The sequence below is a fragment of the Myxococcus sp. CA033 genome, from assembly GCF_013336625.1.
Taxonomy (GTDB): Bacteria; Myxococcota; Myxococcia; order Myxococcales; family Myxococcaceae; genus Myxococcus; species Myxococcus llanfairpwllgwyngyllgogerychwyrndrobwllllantysiliogogogochensis.
This window is the reverse complement of record NZ_JABUMU010000016.1, coordinates 95,485-114,108: the sequence shown is the minus strand read 5'-3', so window position 1 is coordinate 114,108 and position 18,624 is coordinate 95,485. Positions and strand designations below refer to the sequence as shown.

Genomic DNA, 18,624 nt, shown 5'->3' with positions numbered 1-18,624 from the left:
CCCTTACATCAACCATGGTTGGAGTTGTTCTGGGGGCGCCTTCCCGTGGCATTGGACAAATCCCTCTCAATCAAACACGCGCAGCTCCCCCGCCACACGCTTGTCACCCTTCTGCAACAGCGGGCGGAGACCGAGCCGACACGCGAGGCTTTCAGCTTCCTGGGTGAGTCCGGCCAGGTGGAGCAGCGCGTCGACTACGCCACGCTGGCGCGGCAGGCCCGGGCCATCGCCGCGAGGCTTCAGGCGCAGGGGGCGGTGGGAGAGCGAGCGCTGCTGCTCTATGCCCCCGGTCCAGAATACGTGGCTGCCTTCTTTGGCTGCCTGTTCGCGGGGATGGTGGCGGTCCCTGTCTATCCACCGGAGCTGGCGCGCCCGGAGCGAAGCCTCTCACGGCTGCTTGGCATCGTCCGGGACAGCGAGGCGAAGTGGGTGCTCACGACCGCCCTCCTGCGCGGTGTCGCGGAGGGGCTGTTCGCCGAGTTCCCCGAGCTGGAGCGGCTGAAGTGGGAGCTGACGGACGAGCTGCCTTTGGAGGTGGCGGAGGACTGGCGCGCACCAGAGGTGGATGCCTCCACGATGGCGTTCCTTCAGTACACGTCCGGTTCGACGGCGACGCCGAAGGGCGTCGTGCTCACCCACGCCAACCTGCTCCACAACCTCGAGGCCATCCACGAGCGGTTCGGCCTCACCCGTCAGAGCCGGGGCGTCATCTGGCTGCCGCCCTACCACGACATGGGCCTCATCGGCGGCATCCTCGCGCCCATCCACGGTGGGCTCCCCGTGGACCTCATGTCGCCTCTCACGTTCCTGCAGGCTCCGTTCGCGTGGCTCAAGGCCATCTCAGACCGCAAGGGGACGTGCAGCGGCGGGCCCAACTTCGCGTATGAGCTGTGTGCCCGGAAGGTCACCGAGGCCCAGAAGGCGACGTTGGACCTGTCGACCTGGGAGCTGGCCTTCTGTGGAGCGGAGCCGGTGCGCGCGGACACGCTCGACGCGTTCGCCCGGGCGTTCGAGCCCTGCGGCTTCCGTCGGGAGGCGCTGTACCCCTGCTACGGCCTGGCGGAGGGGACGCTCATCGTCACGGGGCCCGCCAGGGGCCGGGGCGCCCGCGTCCGGACATTCCAGCGAGAAGCGCTGGAAGCCCACCGTGCCATCCCGTTGGAGCGTGCTCCAGAAGACGGGCAGACGAGCGCGACGCACGTGAGCTGCGGCGAGGCGGCGGCGGGGCTGCACGTGGGCATCGTGGACCCGGGGACGCGGCGGCGGCTCGAAGAGGGCCACGTGGGAGAGATCTGGGTCCAGGGGCCGAGCGTGGCCCAGGGCTACTGGCGACAACCCGAAGCGACGGAGCAGGCCTTCGCGGCCCACGTGGCGGGCGCGGACGACGGGCCGTGGCTGCGCACCGGGGACCTCGGCTTCCTCCAGGATGGCGAGCTGTACGTCACCGGGCGGCACAAGGATCTCCTCATCATCCGGGGCCGCAATCACTATCCCCAGGACCTGGAATTGACCGTGGAGCGCAGCCACCCCGCGCTGCGTCCGGGTTGCGCGGCGGTGTTCGCGCACGGTGACGAGGCCACCGCGGGAGTCGTCGTCGTCCAGGAGCTCGACCGGCGCTACCCGGGCGAGGACTGGGACGCCATCTCGAACGCCATCCGGCAATCCCTCTCCCTGCAACACGGTGTGGGCGTCGACTCTGTCGTCCTCATCCGCGCGGGCGCCCTGCCCAAGACCTCCAGCGGCAAGGTCCAGCGCTCCGCGTGCAGGGAGGCCTGGCTCGCGGGACGACTCGCCCCCGTCCACGCGGACGCGCCCCAGACGCGGGAAGTGCCCGACCGGCTCTCGCGAGACGACCTGATGGCGCGCTCCGAGGACGAACGGCGCGCCGTGCTCATCGACTTCCTCTCCCGGGCCGGGAAGCTCCCCCCGGGGTTGCCCGCCCACGAGGCCGCGCACCACTCGCTGGGGCTGGATTCGCTCGCCCTCGTCGAATTGAAGCATCGCCTCGAACGGGACCTGGGCGTCTCGTTGGAGTTGAGGCTGTTGCTGGGCGCCCCCTCCCTGGAGGAACTCGTCACCCACCTGCAGGAGGCGTTGCGCGCGGCGGCGCCACCTCCGAGGGCCGAGGAGTTCCCACGCGACCAGGAGGCCCACCTGCTCCTGACGCCGGGGCAGCGAGCCTTGTGGTTCCTCCAGCAGTTCAAACCCTCCTCCCTGGCCTACATCCTCGCGAGGGCGGCCCACATCCGAGGGCCCCTGGACGTGGCCGCGCTGCGCCGCGCGTTCGAGGTGCTCGTCGCGCGCCACCCCTCCCTGCGCGCCACCTTCTCCCTCGTCGGAGAAGAGCCCATCCAGCGACTCCACGCCCGGCGCGCGGACCTCCTCCAGGTCGTCGACGTCTCGGGCGAAGACTCGCACACGAGCCATGCCCGACTGCGCGACGCCGCCTTCCAGCCCTTCGACCTGGCCCGGGGTCCGCTGCTCCGCGCGACGTTGTTCTCGAAGGCGGCCGACGAGCACGTCCTCCTGCTGGCGTTCCATCACCTCATCGCGGACTTCTGGTCGCTCGCCGTGCTGGTGGAGGAGCTGATCCAGCTCTACGAGGGGACCGGGAGCGAGGACGCACTGCCCCCGCCCGGGCATCCCGCGACGTGGCTCCAATGGCAGCAGCAATACCTGTCGAGTCCCCGCCAGCAGACTGACTGGGAATACTGGCGACAGCGGCTCGACGGCCCCTTGCCCCTCGTGGACCTGCCGCCCCCGTCGCCCGTCCCCTCCGCGCGTCCCCCGGCTCCGGTTCATCACTTCGCGCTGGGGCAGCGGATGCAACGGCGCGTCGACGACTTCTCCCAGCGCCACGACGTGACGCCCTTCGTCTCGCTGCTCGCGGCGTTCCAGGCGCTGCTGCACCGGCTGAGCGGACAAGACGACCTCGTCGTGGGGACCCCGGTGGCCACGCGAGGCCCCGCGGGCACCGCGCGACTGGTGGGCTATTGCGTCAACACCCTGCCGCTTCGCGTGGACCTGGCGGATGGGCCCGGGTTCGCCGCCCTTGTCCGGCGCACCCGCGACCTCGTCCGAGGGGCCCTGGAGCATCAGGAGTTCCCCTTCCCCCTCATGGTCGAACGACTGCATCCGGAACGCGTCGCCGACCGCACGCCCATCTTCCAGACCCTCTTCGTCCATCAGCGAAGTCCCCTCTCGAGCCATCCCGCGCTGTCGTCCTTCGCGCTCGGCGATGGCGCCGCCCGGCTGCGCATGGGCGGCACGAGCGTCGAGCTGCTGCCACTGCCCCCCGCCGCGTCCCCCTTCGAGCTCATGCTCGCCATCGCGCCGACCGATGAGGGTCTCTCCTGCGCGTTCGAGTACGACCCGGCGCGCTTCGACGCGGCCTTCATCGAGCGGCTCGCGGCGCAGTACGGGCACCTGCTGGAAGCGGCCCTGGACGACGCGGACACGCCCATCGCACGGCTGTCGCTGCTGCCCACGTCACAGCGCGAGCAGCACCTGCTCGCGTGGAACGCCTCCCACCGGTCCTATCCCGCGGGCGACGGTCTGCACGCCCTCGTGGCCCGTCAGGCGCGGCGGACCCCGGACGCGGTGGCACTGGTTCACGGCGCGCGGCGGCTGACCTACGGCGAGCTCCTCGCACGGGCCTCGGCGTTGGCGGCGAAGCTGCGCCGGCTCGGCGTGGGTCCCGAGGTCCGCGTCGGCGTCTTCAGCCACCGCACGCTCGACCTGGTCGTGGGTCTGCTCGCCGTGCTGGAGGCGGGGGGCGCCTACGTTCCGCTCGACCCCCAATATCCGCAGCCGCGCCTGGACTTCATCGTCCGCGACGCACGCATCCACGCCCTGCTCACGGAGCGCTCCTTGGACGAGCGACTGCCCGCGAGCACGGCCCACCGCGTGTTCCTGGACGAAACACACGACGAGGGGACGCTGGCCCCCGAGGCACCCACGGAGGAGGTCCACCCCGACCACCTGGCGTACATCCTCTACACCTCCGGCTCCACCGGCCAGCCCAAGGGCGTGGCCATCTCCCACCGCAGCGCGGCGAACTTCATCCACTGGGCCGGCGAGGCGTTCAGCGACGAGGAGCGGCAGGGCGTCCTGGCGGGCACGTCCATCTGCTTCGACCTCTCCGTCTTCGAGCTGTTCGCGACGCTCAGCCACGGAGGCAGCGTCATCCTGGCGGACAGCGCGCTGCACCTGCCGGAGCAGACCTCGGCCACCGTCACCCTCCTCAACACGGTGCCCTCGGCCATCACCGAGCTGCTCGCCTCGGGTGGCATCCCCGACACGGTGCGCACCATCAACCTCGCGGGTGAGCCCCTCACGCGGGAGCTCGTGCGGCGGCTCTACCAGGAGACGAAGGCCACCCGCGTGGTGAACCTGTATGGGCCGTCGGAGACCACGACGTACTCCACGTTCACCACGCTGCCCGCCGAACCCTCCGAGCCGGTGAGCATCGGTGGGCCGGTGGCCAACACCCAGGTCTACGTGCTCGACGCTCACCTCCAGTTCGTGCCCGCGGGCGTTCGGGGCGAGCTGTTCATCGGCGGCGCGGGCGTGGCGCGTGGCTACGTCGAGCGGCCCTGGCTCACCGCGGAGCGCTTCCTCCCGGACCCGTTCTCCGGACTCCCGGGGGCGCGGATGTACCGGACGGGAGACCACGTACGACAGCTCCTGGATGGAACGCTGGAGTTCCTGGGCCGGGTCGACCACCAGGTGAAGCTGCGTGGCTTCCGCATCGAGCTGGGCGACATCGAAGCCGCGCTCCGACAAGAGCCCGGGGTGCGCGACGCCATCGTCGTGGTCAAGGGCGAGGGCGCGCGACGACAGCTGGTCGCCTACGTGGTGCCTGTCCGCGAGAGCACGGGGCTGGAGGTGTCCGCGCGCCATCTGCGAGAACACCTGCGCGCCCGGCTCCCGGAGTTCATGGTGCCGGCGACCCTCCTGGTGCTGCGGGAGCTGCCGCTGACACCCAACGGCAAGGTCGACCGCGCGGCGCTGCCCGACCCACTCACCCGACCGGAAGATCCGGGCGCCGACTACATCGCCCCGCGCAACGAGCTGGAGACTCGCATCGCCCAGGTCTGGGCGGAGTTGCTCCAACGAGAGCGCGTGGGCGTCCACGACAACTTCTTCGACCTGGGCGGCAACTCCCTGCTGGCGACCCGGGTGGCCACGCGGCTGTCCTCGGCGCTGCAAATCCAGGCCAGCGTCCGCACCGTCTTCGAGCACCGGACGGTGGCGACCCTCGCGGAGAACCTCGCCCAGGCACGGGCGTCGTCCTCCGGCCCCTCCACCATCACCGTGCAACCCCGGGTGCCGTATCGCGGCGGCTAGTGCCCGCGAGGAGAGAACCCCCATGTCCACCGTGGATACGAACGCCCGTCCCCCACCGACCGACGCCGCCCTCCAGGGCTGCTTCGTCTTCCCCGCGTCCGCGAGCCAGCAGCGGCTCTGGTTCCTCCACGAGCTGGACGCTCAATGGAGCGTGGCCTACCACCTGCCCGTGGCCTTCCGCGTCGCTGGCGCTGTCGACCGCGTCGCGCTGCAACGCGCCCTCAACCTCGTGGTGGCCCGCCACGAGGCTCTGAGGACCCGCCTCGCGTACCTGGACGGCGAGCTGGTGCAGGTCATCCATCCCGATGCAAGGGTCACCCTCTCCTTCACCGACCTGGGGCACGTCCCCGCGGCCGAGCGAGCTGAAGAGGCGCGGCGACTGCTCGCGGGAGAGGCCCGGCGCCCCTTCCGGTTCACCGAGGACAGCCTCCTACGGGTGAACCTGTTGCGCCTGGGCGCCGCGGAGCACGCCTTGCTCGTCACGGTGCACCACCTCGTCGCGGATGGGAGCTCCGTGGAGCTGCTCGTGCGCGAGCTGGCGGACAGCTACGACGCCTGCCTCAAGGGCACGGAGCCGGCCCTTCCGGCCCTCCCCATCCAATACGCCGACTACGTGGCCTGGCAGCGGCAGTGGCTCGGCACCGAGGCGCACGCGGCCCAGAGCACCTACTGGAAGCGGAAGCTGGCCGGCGCGCCCCAGGTCATGGAGCTGCCGGTGGACCACCCGCGCCCCTCGGTCCAGACGTTCCGCGGCGCCACCACGGAGTTCACCCTCTCCCCGGAGCTGGGCGCGGCCGTCCGCCGCCACGTCCGCTCCACCGGCATCACGCCGTACATGCTCCTGCTCCAGGCGTTCGCCATCGTGCTGCGGCGGTACACGGGGCAGGACGACCTCCTCATCGGAACACCCGTGGCGAACCGGGAGCGGCCCGAGTTGGAGCCCCTCATCGGGTTCCTCGCCAACACGCTCGTGGTGCGCGTGGACCTGTCCGGGGACCCGCGCGTGGACGCCCTCGGCGCGCGCATCCGGGAGACCGTCCTGGAGGCGCTCACGCACCAGCAGCTCCCCTTCGAGCTGCTCGTCGAGGCGCTCCAGCCCCAGCGCACGCTGAGCCACAACCCCCTCTTCCAGGTGATGTTCGCGATGCAGGAGGCGCCCCTCTCCCGCCTCTCGATGGGAGGGCACGCGCTGGAGCGGCTGCCCGTGGACCCGGGCACCTCCCGCTTCGACCTGTCCTTCTTCCTCATCGACGACGGAGACCGCATCCAAGGCATCGTCGAGTACGGCTCGGACCTGTTCGAGGCCGACACCATCGCCCACCTCGTCCAGCACTTCACGCGGGCAGTCGAAGGGCTCCTGGATGAAACCCGTCCGCGCCTCTCGCGGCTCGCCTTGGACAGCGAGGCCGACCGGCGGGAGCAGCTCGCGCGGGCCTTCCACGCGGAGCCCCACGCCTTCGTCCCCCTCCACGAGGCAGTCGCCGCGCAGGCCGCGCGGACGCCGGAGCGCGTGGCCGTGGAGTGCGGCGCCCTCCGCCTCACCTACCGCGAGCTGATGACCCGCGTGGGCCAGCTCGCGGGTGCCTTGCGCGCGCGCGGCGTGGGCACCGAGGACCGGGTCGCCGTCCATCTGGAGCGCTCGCCGGACCTCATCGTGGCCCTGCTCGCGGTGCTCCAGGTCGGCGGGGCCTACGTCCCCGTGGACCCGCAGTACCCGCGTGAGCGGATCCGCGCCATGCTCCAGGATGCGCGTCCCCGGGCCCTCGTGACGACGCCCCAGCTCGCGTCGCTGGGCGTGGACATCCCCCACGTCCTGACCCCGGACGCGGTCGCGGAGGCCGGCGGGGACGCCCCTCCAGGCCCGAGGGCGGGTGAGCACACCCTCGCCTATGTCCTCTACACGTCGGGCTCCACCGGTCACCCCAAGGGGGTGATGGTGACACACGGAGCGCTCGCCAACTTCCTGCACACCATGGCGCGCGAGCCCGGGCTGCGAGGCGAGGACGTCCTCGCCGCGGTGACCACGTTCTCGTTCGACATCGCCGCGCTGGAGCTCTACCTGCCGCTGCTCGTGGGTGCGCGCGTGGTGCTCGTCACCCGGGAACAGGCGGCGGATGCCCGGGAGCTGGCGGCACTGCTCGACACCCACCACGTGACGGTGATGCAGGCCACGCCCGCCACCTGGCGGCTCTTGACGGATAACGGCTGGAGACCCTCCAGCAGCTTCACCGCGCTCTGCGGAGGCGAGGCGCTTCCCCAGGACCTCGCCGACCTCCTCACGTATCGCGGCGCCGCGCTGTGGAACCTCTACGGCCCCACCGAGACGACGGTGTGGTCATGCCGCAAGCGGCTGCATCCCGGAGAGCGCGTCACGCTCGGCCGGCCCGTGGGCAACACGAGCACCTATGTGCTGGATGAGGACCTGATGCCGGTGCCCCCCGGCGTGAGCGGCGAGCTGTTCATCGGCGGAGAGGGCGTGGCCCGTGGCTACTGGGGGCTGCCCGGACGCACGTCCGAACGCTTCGTGCCCGACCCCTTCTCCGCGAGCCCGGGCGCGCGCCTCTATCGCACCGGGGACCTGGTGCGCCCGCGGCCTGACGGCGACCTCGTGTACCTGGGGCGCGCGGACCACCAGGTGAAGCTCCGGGGCTTCCGCATCGAGCTGGAGGAGGTGGAAACCGTCCTGCGACGCCACCCGGAGGTGCGCGCTGTGGCGGTCCACCTGTGGGGGACGGACGAGGCCCGCCGGCGGCTCGTCGCCCACGTCGTTCCCGCCACGCGCCCTCCTTCCGAGGAGTTCGCCCGGCGCCTTCGGGAGCACGCTCGCGCCCACCTCCCCGAGTACATGGTGCCCGCCACCATCGCCCTGCTGGACGCGCTCCCGCTGACGCCCAACGGCAAGGTGGACCGTCGCGCCCTGCCCTCTCCGGACGCCGTCTCCGCCTCCAGCGAGCGGCTCCTCGTCGCGCCCCGCACCGACACCGAACGCCAGGTCGGCGCCGTCTGGACCCGACTGCTCGAGCGCGAGCAGGTGGGCGTGGATGACGACTTCTTCGAGCTGGGCGGCAACTCGCTGCTCGCCGGGCGGCTCGTGCAACTGCTCGACCAGGAGTTCGGCGTGAGGGTGCCCATGCGCGACCTCTTCATCAACGCCACCATCGCCCACCTCGCGACCGTCATCGACACGCGGCGCCGACAAGCGCCCTCGGTGCTGAAGCCCGCGTCCGACACGCCGCTGGACGGGTTGAGCGACGCCGACGTGGAAGCCCTGCTGAACGATCCGCTGCTGAGCCACGCCCTCTCCCAGGAGATTCGCAGGTGATGCCCTCCCAGAACGACTCCGTCCGAAGGCCCCTCGAGGACCGGCGAGCCACGCTCACCCGCTGGCTCCGGGAACGCGGGGCCGACCCCGCCAACCTGACGCCCACGCAGCGACGACTGTGGATGCTGCTCCAGTTGGACGGCACGCTGCCGGCCCAGGTGTTGACGGCGCGCGAGCTGCGGGGCGCGCTGGAGCTGGCCCCGCTCCAGCAGGCCATCGCCGAGGTCGGCCGCCGCCACGACCTGCTTCGCAGCACCTTCAAGGACGTGGGGGGAACGCCGCTGCGACTCGTCCACCCCATCGCGGCGCTGTCCCTGCGGGTGACGGACGTGACCGACGCGGACGCCGCGGAGCGCCTCTCCGACATCGCCCGGGAGATGCTCGCCCGGCGCGCCGACGTCGCCTCCGCGCCACTGGTGGACCTGCGGCTCGTGCGGCTCGCCGCCGACAGCCACGTGTTGTTCGCGACGGGCCACGAGCTGGTCGTGGCGACCTCCTCCCTGGAGTCCTTCGTCCAGGAGCTCCTCACGACGTATGCCGCCCTCCACCGAGGCGAGCCCCTCGGTGAGGGCGCCGTGCCCTCCCACGCGGAGCACGCCACCCGCGAGCACGCGTGGCTCGCCAGTCCAGAGGGAGCGGCGGCGGTGGAGCACTGGCGTCGACGGCTCGCGGACGTTCCCGTGCTTCAGCTCCCCACGGACCGGCCGCGTCCGGCCGTGAAGACCCACCGCTCCGCGTCCGTCCACCAGCGCCTGCCGCGGGAGCTCCTGGGTCAGTTGTCCGCGCTCGCCACGCGCACGGACGAGGAGCTGGGGACGGTGCTCTTGACCGGCCTCCAGACCCTGCTGGCCCGCTACTCGCTCCAGGTGGATGTGACGGTGGGAGTGCGCGACGAGCCTCCTGGCAGCGCGGAGTCCGAGCCACCAGGTCCCGGCCGCGGCCCCCTCGTCTTGCGAGTCGGCCTGGGCGGAGACCCCTCCTTCGAGGACGCGCTCCGACGAACCGGCCGCGCCCTCCGGGAGGCGCGCAAGTTCGGGCGCGTGCCGTTCGCCACCCTCGTGGAGGCGCTCCAGCCACCGAGAGACCTCAGCCGCACGCCCTTCTTCCAGACCCTGTTCCAGTTCCGTGACGCGCGCGAGGCGCTCGACCTGGTCCCCGGCCTGAGAGTCACGCCACACGTGCCGCGCGTGGGGACCACCCCGGTGGACCTGACGCTCGCCGCGACCGCGACCCAGGAGGGACTCCACCTGCGCGTGGACTACAACACCGACCTGTTCGACGCGAGCACCGCGCGGAGGATGCTCGACCACCTGCGCACGCTGCTCGACGGAGCGCTGACCACTCCGACCAGCACCCTCTCCGCGCTGCGGTTGCTGCCGGCCGAGGAGTGGGGACAGGTCCTCCATGGCTGGAACGAGACGGCCCACGCCGCTCCCTCGGAGAAGTGCCTGCACGAGCTGGTGGAGGCGCAGGCGGCGCGGACCCCGGGGGCCTGGGCCGTCACCGGTCCTGGCGGGGAGCGCACCTACGCGATGCTCGACGAGCAGGCCAACCAGCTCGCGCATCACCTGCGGGGGCTCGGGCTGGAGCGCGAGGACCGCGTGGCGCTGTGCCTGGAGCGCTCGGTGGAGATGGTCGTCGCCATGCTCGCGGTCCTCAAGGCCGGAGGCGCCTACGTTCCGCTGGATCCGGAGTACCCCACGGAGCGGCTCACGCACCTGCTCACGGACAGCGGCGCGCGGGTGCTCATCACCCAGCGGTCGCTCACGGCGCGGCTGGGAACCTCCCCGGCGAAGCGGCTCCTCGTGGACGAGGACTGGCCCGCCATCGCGGCGAACCCGCGCTCGGCCCCGCCCCGGACGACGACGCCCGCGCACCTCGCGTACCTCATCTACACCTCCGGCTCCACGGGGACGCCCAAGGCGGTGATGCTCACGCACCGGGGCATCGTCAACAACCTCACCTGGCGACAGGCGACGTGGCCGCTGAACCCAGAGGACCGCGTCCTGCAGAACCACTCGTTCAGCTTCGACCCCTCCGTCTGGGCGACGTTCTGGCCGCTGCTCGTGGGCGCGCGCACCGTCGTCACCGCCGCGGGGCAGGCCACCGACAGCCGGTCGCTGGTGGAGCTGATGCGCTCCCAGGGCATCACCGTCTACGGCGCGGTGCCGTCCCTCAACTCGGTGTTGATGGAGGAGCCGGATATCGGCCGGTGCACCCGCCTGCGCTACGTGCTGAGCGGGGCCGAGGCCCTCACCGGCTCGCTCCAGCGCAGCATCTTCTCGCGCGTGTCAGCCACGGTGGCGAACCTGTACGGCCCCACCGAGACGACCATCGACGCCACGAGCTGGACGTGCCCGCGCGTGGATGAGCCCGAGGCGGCCCCCATCGGTCGGCCCATCGGCAACACGCGGACCTACGTCGTCGACGCGCACCTCCAACCGGTGCCCGTGGGCGTGCCCGGGGAGATCTGCATCGGCGGCGCGGGACTGGCCCGCGGCTACCACGGGAGGCCCGGCCTGACGGCGGAGCGGTTCGTGCCGGACCCCTTCTCCAGCGAGACTGGCGCGCGGCTGTACCGGACGGGCGACCTGGGCCGCTACCGGGCGGACGGCGCCATCATGTTCCTCGGTCGCGTGGACGACCAGGTCAAGGTCAGCGGCTACCGCGTGGAGCTGGGCGAGGTCGAAGCCGCGCTTGGCCAGCACCCCGACGTGCGCGAAGTCGTGGTCGTGGCCCACGCCAGTGGCCCGGACATGAAGCGGCTCGTCGCCTACATCGTGCCCGCGGAGAACGCCGCGCCCCAGGCGCGCGCGCTGTCGACGTACCTGGAGGGACACCTGCCGACGTACATGGTGCCCACCCTGTTCGTCATCGTCAGTGAGCTGCCCCGAACGGCCAACGGCAAGGTGAACCGGCAGGCCCTGCCCGCTCCCCAGGTCGAACGAGCGGAGCCGCTGGCGGACTCCGCCATGCCCCGCTCGCCGCTGGAGGAGGAGATCGCCGCGGCCTTTGGGAATGTGCTCGGCACGACGAGCGTGGGCATCCACGACGACTTCTTCGGCGTCGGCGGCACATCGCTCATGCTGGCGAAGCTTGCGTCGCGGCTGCTCAACCGCTTCGAAATCGCCATCCCCGTCCACCAGTTCTTCAAGGTGCCCACCGTGGCGGGCGTCGCGAACGTGGTGGAGACCTTCCAACGCGAGGGCCTCGAGGCGGTGCTGATGAATCAGCACGCCACGCGCCTGGACACGGACGCCACCCTGCCGCCCGACATCTCGCCCGAAGGTCTACCCGAGGCGGACTTCCTCGACCCCTCCGCCGTCCTGCTCACGGGCGCCACGGGCTACCTGGGCGCGTTCCTGTTGGAGCAGCTCCTGAAGTGCACCCGCGCCACGGTCTACTGCCTGGTCCGCGCGGACACGCCCGCCCAGGCGATGAAGCGCGTCCGGACGACGATGGAGCAGTACCTCGTCTGGGACGAAGCCCACGCGGCGCGCATCCGTCCACTCGTCGGAGACCTGGCCAAGCCCCGCCTCGGCCTGGACGAGGCGGAGTGGGACGCGATGGCCGGGAAGCTCGACGCCATCTACCACAACGGCGCGTTGGTCAACTTCGTCTACCCCTACTCCGCGCTGCGAGGACCGAACGTGCAGGGCACCCAGGAGGTGCTGCGGTTGGCCTGCCTGCGAAGGCTCAAGGCCGTGCACTACGTCTCCACCATCGACGTGCTGCTGGCCACTCACATGCCGCGGCCGTTCCTGGAGGACGACTCGCCGCTGCACAGCCCGGTGGAGGTGCCCGGCGGCTACACCGGGAGCAAGTGGGTCGCGGAGAAGGTCGTCGACATCGCCCGGCAGCGCGGCATCCCCGTCGGCATCTACCGGCCCGGCCTCATCCTGAGTCACGAGGAGACAGGCGCGACGCAGACCAACGACTACCTGCTGGTCGCGTTCCGGGGCTACGTCCCCATGGGCATCCTCCCGGAGTACCCGCGCATCTTCGACACCATCCCCGTGGACTACGCCGCGAAGGCCATCGTCCACATCTCCCTGAAGCGGGAGGCGTTCGGGCGCTTCTTCCACCTGTTCAACCCGGCGCCCGTCTCCCTGCACCAGTTCTGCGAGTGGATCCGCTCGTACGGGTACGAATTCGACATCGTCCCCTTCGACGAGGCGCGACGACGGGCCCTGGAGGTCGACACGTCCCACCCGCTCTATCCGCTGGTGCCGCTCATCCGCGACGCGGAGGCGGAACCCACGCCGGCGCTCGACCCATCCGTCATCGGTGAACTCCAGCCCGAGATGGAGTGCGCCAACGCGCTGGAGGTGCTGGCGGGAAGCGGCATCCGCTGCCCCCCCATGACCGAGGCCCTGGCGCACCGCTGCATCCAGTACCTGGTCGACGTCGGCTTCCTCCCACCCCCCGAAGCGCTGCGCACCGCCCGCTCGCGACAGGTCGCCGGAACCTGAGCGGCCACGCCCCATCCCTCTCACCGCAAGAGACGAGTCCCAGAATGATCCACCACGTCGAACTGACCCAGCCTGTCCTCCAGTACGTCCGTGACAACTCCCTGCGCGACAACCCCATCCTGCGCGACCTGCGCGAGGAGACGTCGCGCCTGCCGCTGCGCACGATGCAGGTCCCGCCCGAGCAGGGGCAGTTGCTCCACCTGCTGACGCGACTGCTGGGCGCGCGCAAGACGCTGGAGGTGGGCGTCTTCACCGGCTACAGCACCCTGTGCACCGCGCTCGCGCTCCCCGCGGACGGCCGGGTCGTCGCGTGCGACCTGAGCGAGGAGTGGATCTCCGTGGCTCGGCGCTACTGGAAGCTCGCGGGCGTGGAGGAGCGCATCGACGTGCGTCTCGGGGATGCCCACCACACCCTGGAGGCGCTGGTGTCCAGCCCCGAGCGGGGGACGTTCGACCTGGCGTTCATCGACGCGGACAAGGAGAGCTACGAGCACTACTACGAATTCGCGCTCCGGCTGCTGCGCCCGGGCGGACTGGTGGTGCTCGACAACACGCTCTGGTCCGGCAAGGTCGCCGACCCCGCCGTCTCGGACCCGGAGACGGACTCGCTGCGTCGCATCAACGCGAAGCTCCTGCACGACGAGCGCGTGGACCTGAGCATGCTTCCCTTCGCGGATGGGCTGACCCTCGCGAGGAAGCGCTGAGCCCACGGCCCGTCCCATGCCCCCGCCTTCCCGCCCTATCGCGAAACGCTCCCCGGAGCCCTCCGTCATCCCCGGCGGGCCTGGCGTCGTGCTCGCGTTGGTCCTGCTGGTCGGCGGCAGTTGGGCGGCCCTGGCGCCCTACCAACCGCCCGCGCCTGTTCCCGCCTCCGCGTCGGCCGAGGACTTCTCCGCGGAGCGGGCGTTCGCCCACGTCCAGCGCATCGCTCGCGAACCCCATCCGGTGGGCTCGGCGGAGCATGCGCGTGTGCGCGAGTACCTGCTCGCCGAGCTGGAGGGGCTGGGCCTTTCACCCGAAGTCCAGCGGGCCCCGAGCGTGGCGGAGTTTCCCACCCCCTTCGGGGTGACCTACCGGTCCGCGGCCGTCGTCCAGAACGTGCTCGCCCGTGTGCCAGGACGCTCCAGCGAGCGGGCCCTCCTGCTGATGGCGCACTACGACTCCGTGCCGGCGGGCCCGGGCGCCAACGACAACACCGCCGCGGTGGCCACCCTCCTGGAGACGGCGCGCGCGCTGACCGCGTCCCCCCAGAAGCCCGGCCACGATGTCTTCTTCCTGTTCACCGACGCGGAGGAGGTCGGGTTGCTCGGCGCGCAGGCCTTCTTCGCCCAGCATCCCCGGCGCCACGCCGTGGCCACGGTGCTCAACTTCGAGGCCCGTGGCAGTCATGGCCCGGTCCTGATGTTCGAGACGGGGCCGGACAGCGGCTGGCTCGTCGACGCGCTCGGTTCGACGGTGCCCACGGCGCTCGCGAGCTCGCTGTTCGACACGGCCTACCGGTACCTGCCGAACATGACCGAGTTCACCCTGTCCAAGGCCGCCGGCATCCCCGGCCTCAACTTCGCGTACATCGACGGCCTCACGGCCTACCACGGAGCGCTGGACCGTCCGGAGAACGTGGACGCGCGCACCTTGCAGCACCAGGGGGAGTACGCGCTGCGCCTCACCCGGCGGCTGACGGACGGCACGCTGTCGCCCCAGGGGACCTCCAGCCTGGTCTTCTTCAACGTCGCGGGGCTGGGACTCATCACGTACCCGGAAGGGTGGAGTCCCTTCTTCGCCCTGGGCGCGACGCTCTTCTGGGCGGCCCTTGTCGCGCGAGGACTCCGGGAGAAGACGCTGTCGGCGAGGCAGCTCGCGCGCGGACTGGGCACCTTCCTCCTCGTCTGCGGGGGTGTCCTCGCCATCGCGCTCGCCATCAGCCTCCTGGCTGGCGCGACCCATCCCGAGTCCCGCCGCGCCGGCGACACCTACGGCAGTGGCCTCTACCTCGGGGGCCTGCTTGCGGTGACGGCCGCCGTGGCCGCGCTGTTCGTCGTGAGGACGGGCCCCCGCGTCGGCGTGCGGGCCCTCACCCTGGCGGCCTGCGGGCCCTGGGCGCTGCTCGCGGTGCTGACCGCGTTCCTCGCGCCCGGACTCGGCTTCCTGTTCACCTGGCCCCTGGCGAGCACGGCGCTCGGGCTGGCGCTGCTCCCCTCCGCTCCCGGCGCGGCGAACTGGCGATGGCCGACGGCGTTGACGTTGTGCGCCATCCCGCCGCTGCTCATCGTGGCGCCCCTCCTCGTCCTCACCTTCGTGGGGCTCACGCCGCGGCTCGCCGTCGTGACGGCGCTGCTCGCCGTCCTCCTCTGCGGACTGCTCGTCCCACTCCTCCACGCGCTGACGGCACTCCGGACCTGGCCGCTGCCGGTGACAACCCTCGCCACGGGGCTTGGACTCGTGGTCCTGGCGAGTCTTCCACGGGCGCCCACCCCCGAGCGCCCCCGGGCGAACAACGTCGTCTATGCGTGGGACGCGGACAGCGGGCAAGCCCTCTGGTTCAGCAGCGACGAGCAGTTGGACGACTGGACGCGGCAGTTCTTCCCCCGGGACGCGACGCGAGAAGGGCAGCTCCCCGCCTTCATGCCGCGCTGGGGCCAGGACTTCCGGTTCGCGCCCGCTCCGGTGCTCGACGCGCCAGCGCCCCTCGTGGAGGCGCTCGAGGACACCGTCACGGCGGACCGGAGGACGCTGCGCCTGCGAATCACCTCCCCCCGGGGAGCGCGCAGCGCGTTGGTGTCACTCCATGGCGCGCCCGTGCTCGCCTATGCCGTGGATGGCGCTCCTGGCCCCACCAGTCCCGCCCTCGCGGGCGACGCGGCATGGACCCTGTGGCTCGAAACCCTGCTCCCCGAGGGCAATCTCCTGCAGGCCACCTTCCCGGCGGCCCAACCCCTCACCATTCGCGTCATGGACCGCACCGACGGCCTGCCTTCGCTGTCAGGCTTCACGCCAACGCGAAGACCCCCGTACATGATTCCCGCACCCTCCCTGGACGTGGAGAACTGGGGCAATGCCACCTACGTCAGCCACGCCCTCCATATTTCCGCCCACCCGGTCGGTTCCACGGCACGGCAATCATTGCCGACCGCCGCGCAGCCCCCAGGAAATGATTGACATTAACGCCTGGATTTACAGGAAAGACCCGAGTAGGTTTTCGAGCAATGCCTCTCACCACGCGTTCGAACAGGATGACGTTGGGAGCAGCCTTCCTGACGCTGACGCTCTCGCCAGCGCAGGCGTCGGACGACGCCGCGTCCACGCCCGTGGTGGAGCTGGTGCAGGTGCTCTCCCTTCGCCTTCGGCTGAAGCGGCTGGAGCCACAGGAGCGGCGCGACCTGGAGGAGCGACTCGCGCGCGGAGAGACTCCGTCCCGCATCTACGAGGAGGTCCTGGACCGCTGGTTGACGCGGGACTTCTACCGGAAGCTCTCGAGCGCGTTGGCGTTCACGCCTGCGGCGACGAACTTCTTCGTCGGGACGCTGTCACGCTTCCGTGAAGACGGGCAGTGGGTCTACTACCTGCCCCACACCGTGGGCGCCTCGCGTCCGGAGGGGACCGCGCCCTGTGCGCCCGCCGAACGCAAGTCGGCGCCAGCCTGGTGGGGGCGCGGACAACGCATCTCCATCTGTCAGGACAGCTACCGCCCGGAGAACGCCTTCGACGCGGTCGGCTACTGCGGTGGACAACCCGAGCCCACCATCCCCACGCCGCCCAGACCGGGCTGCGGTTGCGGTCCCCTGCTGTTGGGCTGCCTCCCTCCGGACGAGGAGGCGCCGCGCATGGACCAGCGCTTCGTGGAGGCGATGATGAGCGAGGTGACCGAGACCGGCGCTGAGCTCATGTCGAAGGGGCGCCCCTTCGACGAGTTGATGACGACCTCCTCCACCTGGCAGTCCGGCCTGACGCGCTTCCTGTACCTGCGGCGGGAGATGCTGGCGAAGGTGTCCCAGAAGCCCTTCTCCCCCGCGCGGGAGCAGGAGCTGGTGCGGATGCTGGCCACGGTGGACCTGGAGGCCCCGGGCCAGTTCGTCGAGCGCAAGGGCGAATACCAGGGCAGTGGCCTGTTCCTGAACACGCCCGTCATGGCCGCGTTCGTGGGGACGTCCCGCGCGACGATGCAGTTGATGTTGTCGCAGTTCCTCTGCGTGGACTTCCCGGCGAACACCGTGGACAGCGAGACGCTCCTCACCGTCACCGGCGGGCAGCACGAGGGCGTGCGCTTCGAAGTGTACGAGTCCCCCATGCGCAACCAGGGCGCGTGCAGCGGATGCCACGCGCCCATGGACTCGGGCTCGGGCTTCCTGGTGGGCTTGCGTCCGCCCATCTTCGGCTCCATCCCCACCGGCAGACAGGTGGAGGGGGCGCTGTACGTCCACGGCGCCGAGGACTTCCGGGGCAAGGGCAAGGGCACCGCCGCGCTGGCCCGGCTCCTCACCCAGCAGCCCGAGTTCCCCCGCTGCGCCACCTCCCGCATGTTCACCTTCCTCGTGGGGCGACCGCCCCGGAAGACGGCCGAGGAGCGGCGGCTGCTGGAGGAGCTGACCCGGACCTTCGAGCAGAACGGACGGCGGGTCGATGTCCTCATCCGCGCCATCCTGTGGAGCAAGCCGCAGACGGAACCGATGGTGCTCGCGCAATGACCTCCCTCGGTCTGCTGTTCCTCGTCCTGGCGGCGGCGCCGGCGCGTGACGCCGCCGAGGTGCCCCCCAACGTGGCGGTCCTCCTCCAACGCCACTGCGCCGGCTGTCACGATGAGGACAGCTCGCTCGACCTGCGTCAGGTGCCTGGCCCGAGCGACCTGGAGACGTGGCGGGACATCCACAAGGCCGTCGAGACCGGCCGCATGCCTCCCTCCGCGAAGGACGCGGAGGGGCTGTGGAAGGGCCCTGGGAACTCACCCGTCCCGCTGGGGCCCGGATACCGGCAGGAGCTCGCCAGCTCCATCGCCGCGCTGCTGGAGGCCCAACAGCACCCCGCCCCGCCGCGCACGGCCATGCAATTGTCCCTGGACGACTGGCTGCTCATCGTCCGCGAGGTGGCGCATCCGTACATGAGCGCGGGCGCGCTCGAGGCCCTCGTCGCTCCTCGGCTGGAGCTCGAGCCCTCCGCACGCCATCCGCTCATCGCCATGGACGTCTGCACCCGGGTCATCGACACGGACCTGGGGCGCCCCGCCGGAAAGCGGACCCTGGTGGACGTCGCGGAGGGACCTGCCTCGGAGAAGGCGACGGAGGCCATCACGCAGCGCCTTTTCCGGCTCGTGTACCAGCAGGAGCCCAGCGCCGCGGACACGAAGGATGGACAGGCACGCTTCCGCCGCTTCCAGCGCATCGCGCCGGCGACACGCGACGCGGCGGCGGCGCTGTGCACCAGCTATCTGGCCGGCATCCGGGTGCTGCGGCTGGAACTCGCCCCCGCCCCCACGACAGCGAGATGACG

7 protein-coding genes are annotated in these 18,624 nt (G+C 71.2%); all 7 read left to right on the top strand.

All coding sequences use genetic code 11. The features are described 5' to 3' along the window. Positions 1-45: 45 nt before the first annotated feature. On the top strand, positions 46-5,349 hold the full coding sequence (locus HUA78_RS30025) for a non-ribosomal peptide synthetase (RefSeq protein ID WP_174477709.1): 5,304 nt from the start codon (positions 46-48) through the stop codon (positions 5,347-5,349). A gap of 22 nt (positions 5,350-5,371) precedes the next feature. Then, positions 5,372-8,671: a non-ribosomal peptide synthetase gene (locus tag HUA78_RS30020; RefSeq protein WP_174477708.1), complete on the top strand. Its 3,300-nt coding sequence runs from the start codon at positions 5,372-5,374 to the stop codon at positions 8,669-8,671. After that, a complete protein-coding gene (locus HUA78_RS30015) occupies positions 8,671-13,143 on the top strand; it encodes a non-ribosomal peptide synthetase (RefSeq protein WP_174477707.1) in 4,473 nt (1,490 codons plus the stop codon). Before HUA78_RS30020 ends, HUA78_RS30015 begins: the two co-directional genes overlap by 1 nt. A gap of 44 nt (positions 13,144-13,187) precedes the next feature. Continuing rightward, on the top strand, positions 13,188-13,847 hold the full coding sequence (locus HUA78_RS30010; protein ID WP_141645739.1) for a class I SAM-dependent methyltransferase: 660 nt from the start codon (positions 13,188-13,190) through the stop codon (positions 13,845-13,847). 88 nt (positions 13,848-13,935) lie between these two features. Beyond that, complete coding sequence (locus tag HUA78_RS30005) at positions 13,936-16,299, top strand: M20/M25/M40 family metallo-hydrolase (RefSeq protein ID WP_174463616.1); 2,364 nt, start codon at positions 13,936-13,938, stop codon at positions 16,297-16,299. Positions 16,300-16,373: 74 nt separating this feature from the next. Continuing rightward, positions 16,374-17,825, top strand: a complete 1,452-nt coding sequence (locus HUA78_RS30000; RefSeq protein WP_174477706.1) for a DUF1585 domain-containing protein — start codon at positions 16,374-16,376, stop codon at positions 17,823-17,825. Continuing rightward, the gene (locus tag HUA78_RS29995) at positions 17,822-18,622 is read left to right on the top strand and encodes a hypothetical protein (protein WP_174477705.1); all 801 of its coding nucleotides are present in this window, start codon (positions 17,822-17,824) and stop codon (positions 18,620-18,622) included. The genes HUA78_RS30000 and HUA78_RS29995 overlap by 4 nt, the downstream gene beginning before the upstream one ends. Positions 18,623-18,624: the final 2 nt, after the last annotated feature.

Bases quoted from the DNA above. Each gene is read 5' to 3' on its own strand.
- HUA78_RS29995 (WP_174477705.1), top strand. From the start codon at position 17,822: ATGACCTCCCTCGGTCTGCTGTTCCTCGTCCTGGCGGCGGCGCCGGCG.
- HUA78_RS30015 (WP_174477707.1), top strand. From the start codon at position 8,671: ATGCCCTCCCAGAACGACTCCGTCCGAAGGCCCCTCGAGGACCGGCGA.
- HUA78_RS30010 (WP_141645739.1), top strand. From the start codon at position 13,188: ATGATCCACCACGTCGAACTGACCCAGCCTGTCCTCCAGTACGTCCGT.
- HUA78_RS30020 (WP_174477708.1), top strand. From the start codon at position 5,372: ATGTCCACCGTGGATACGAACGCCCGTCCCCCACCGACCGACGCCGCC.
- HUA78_RS30000 (WP_174477706.1), top strand. From the start codon at position 16,374: ATGACGTTGGGAGCAGCCTTCCTGACGCTGACGCTCTCGCCAGCGCAG.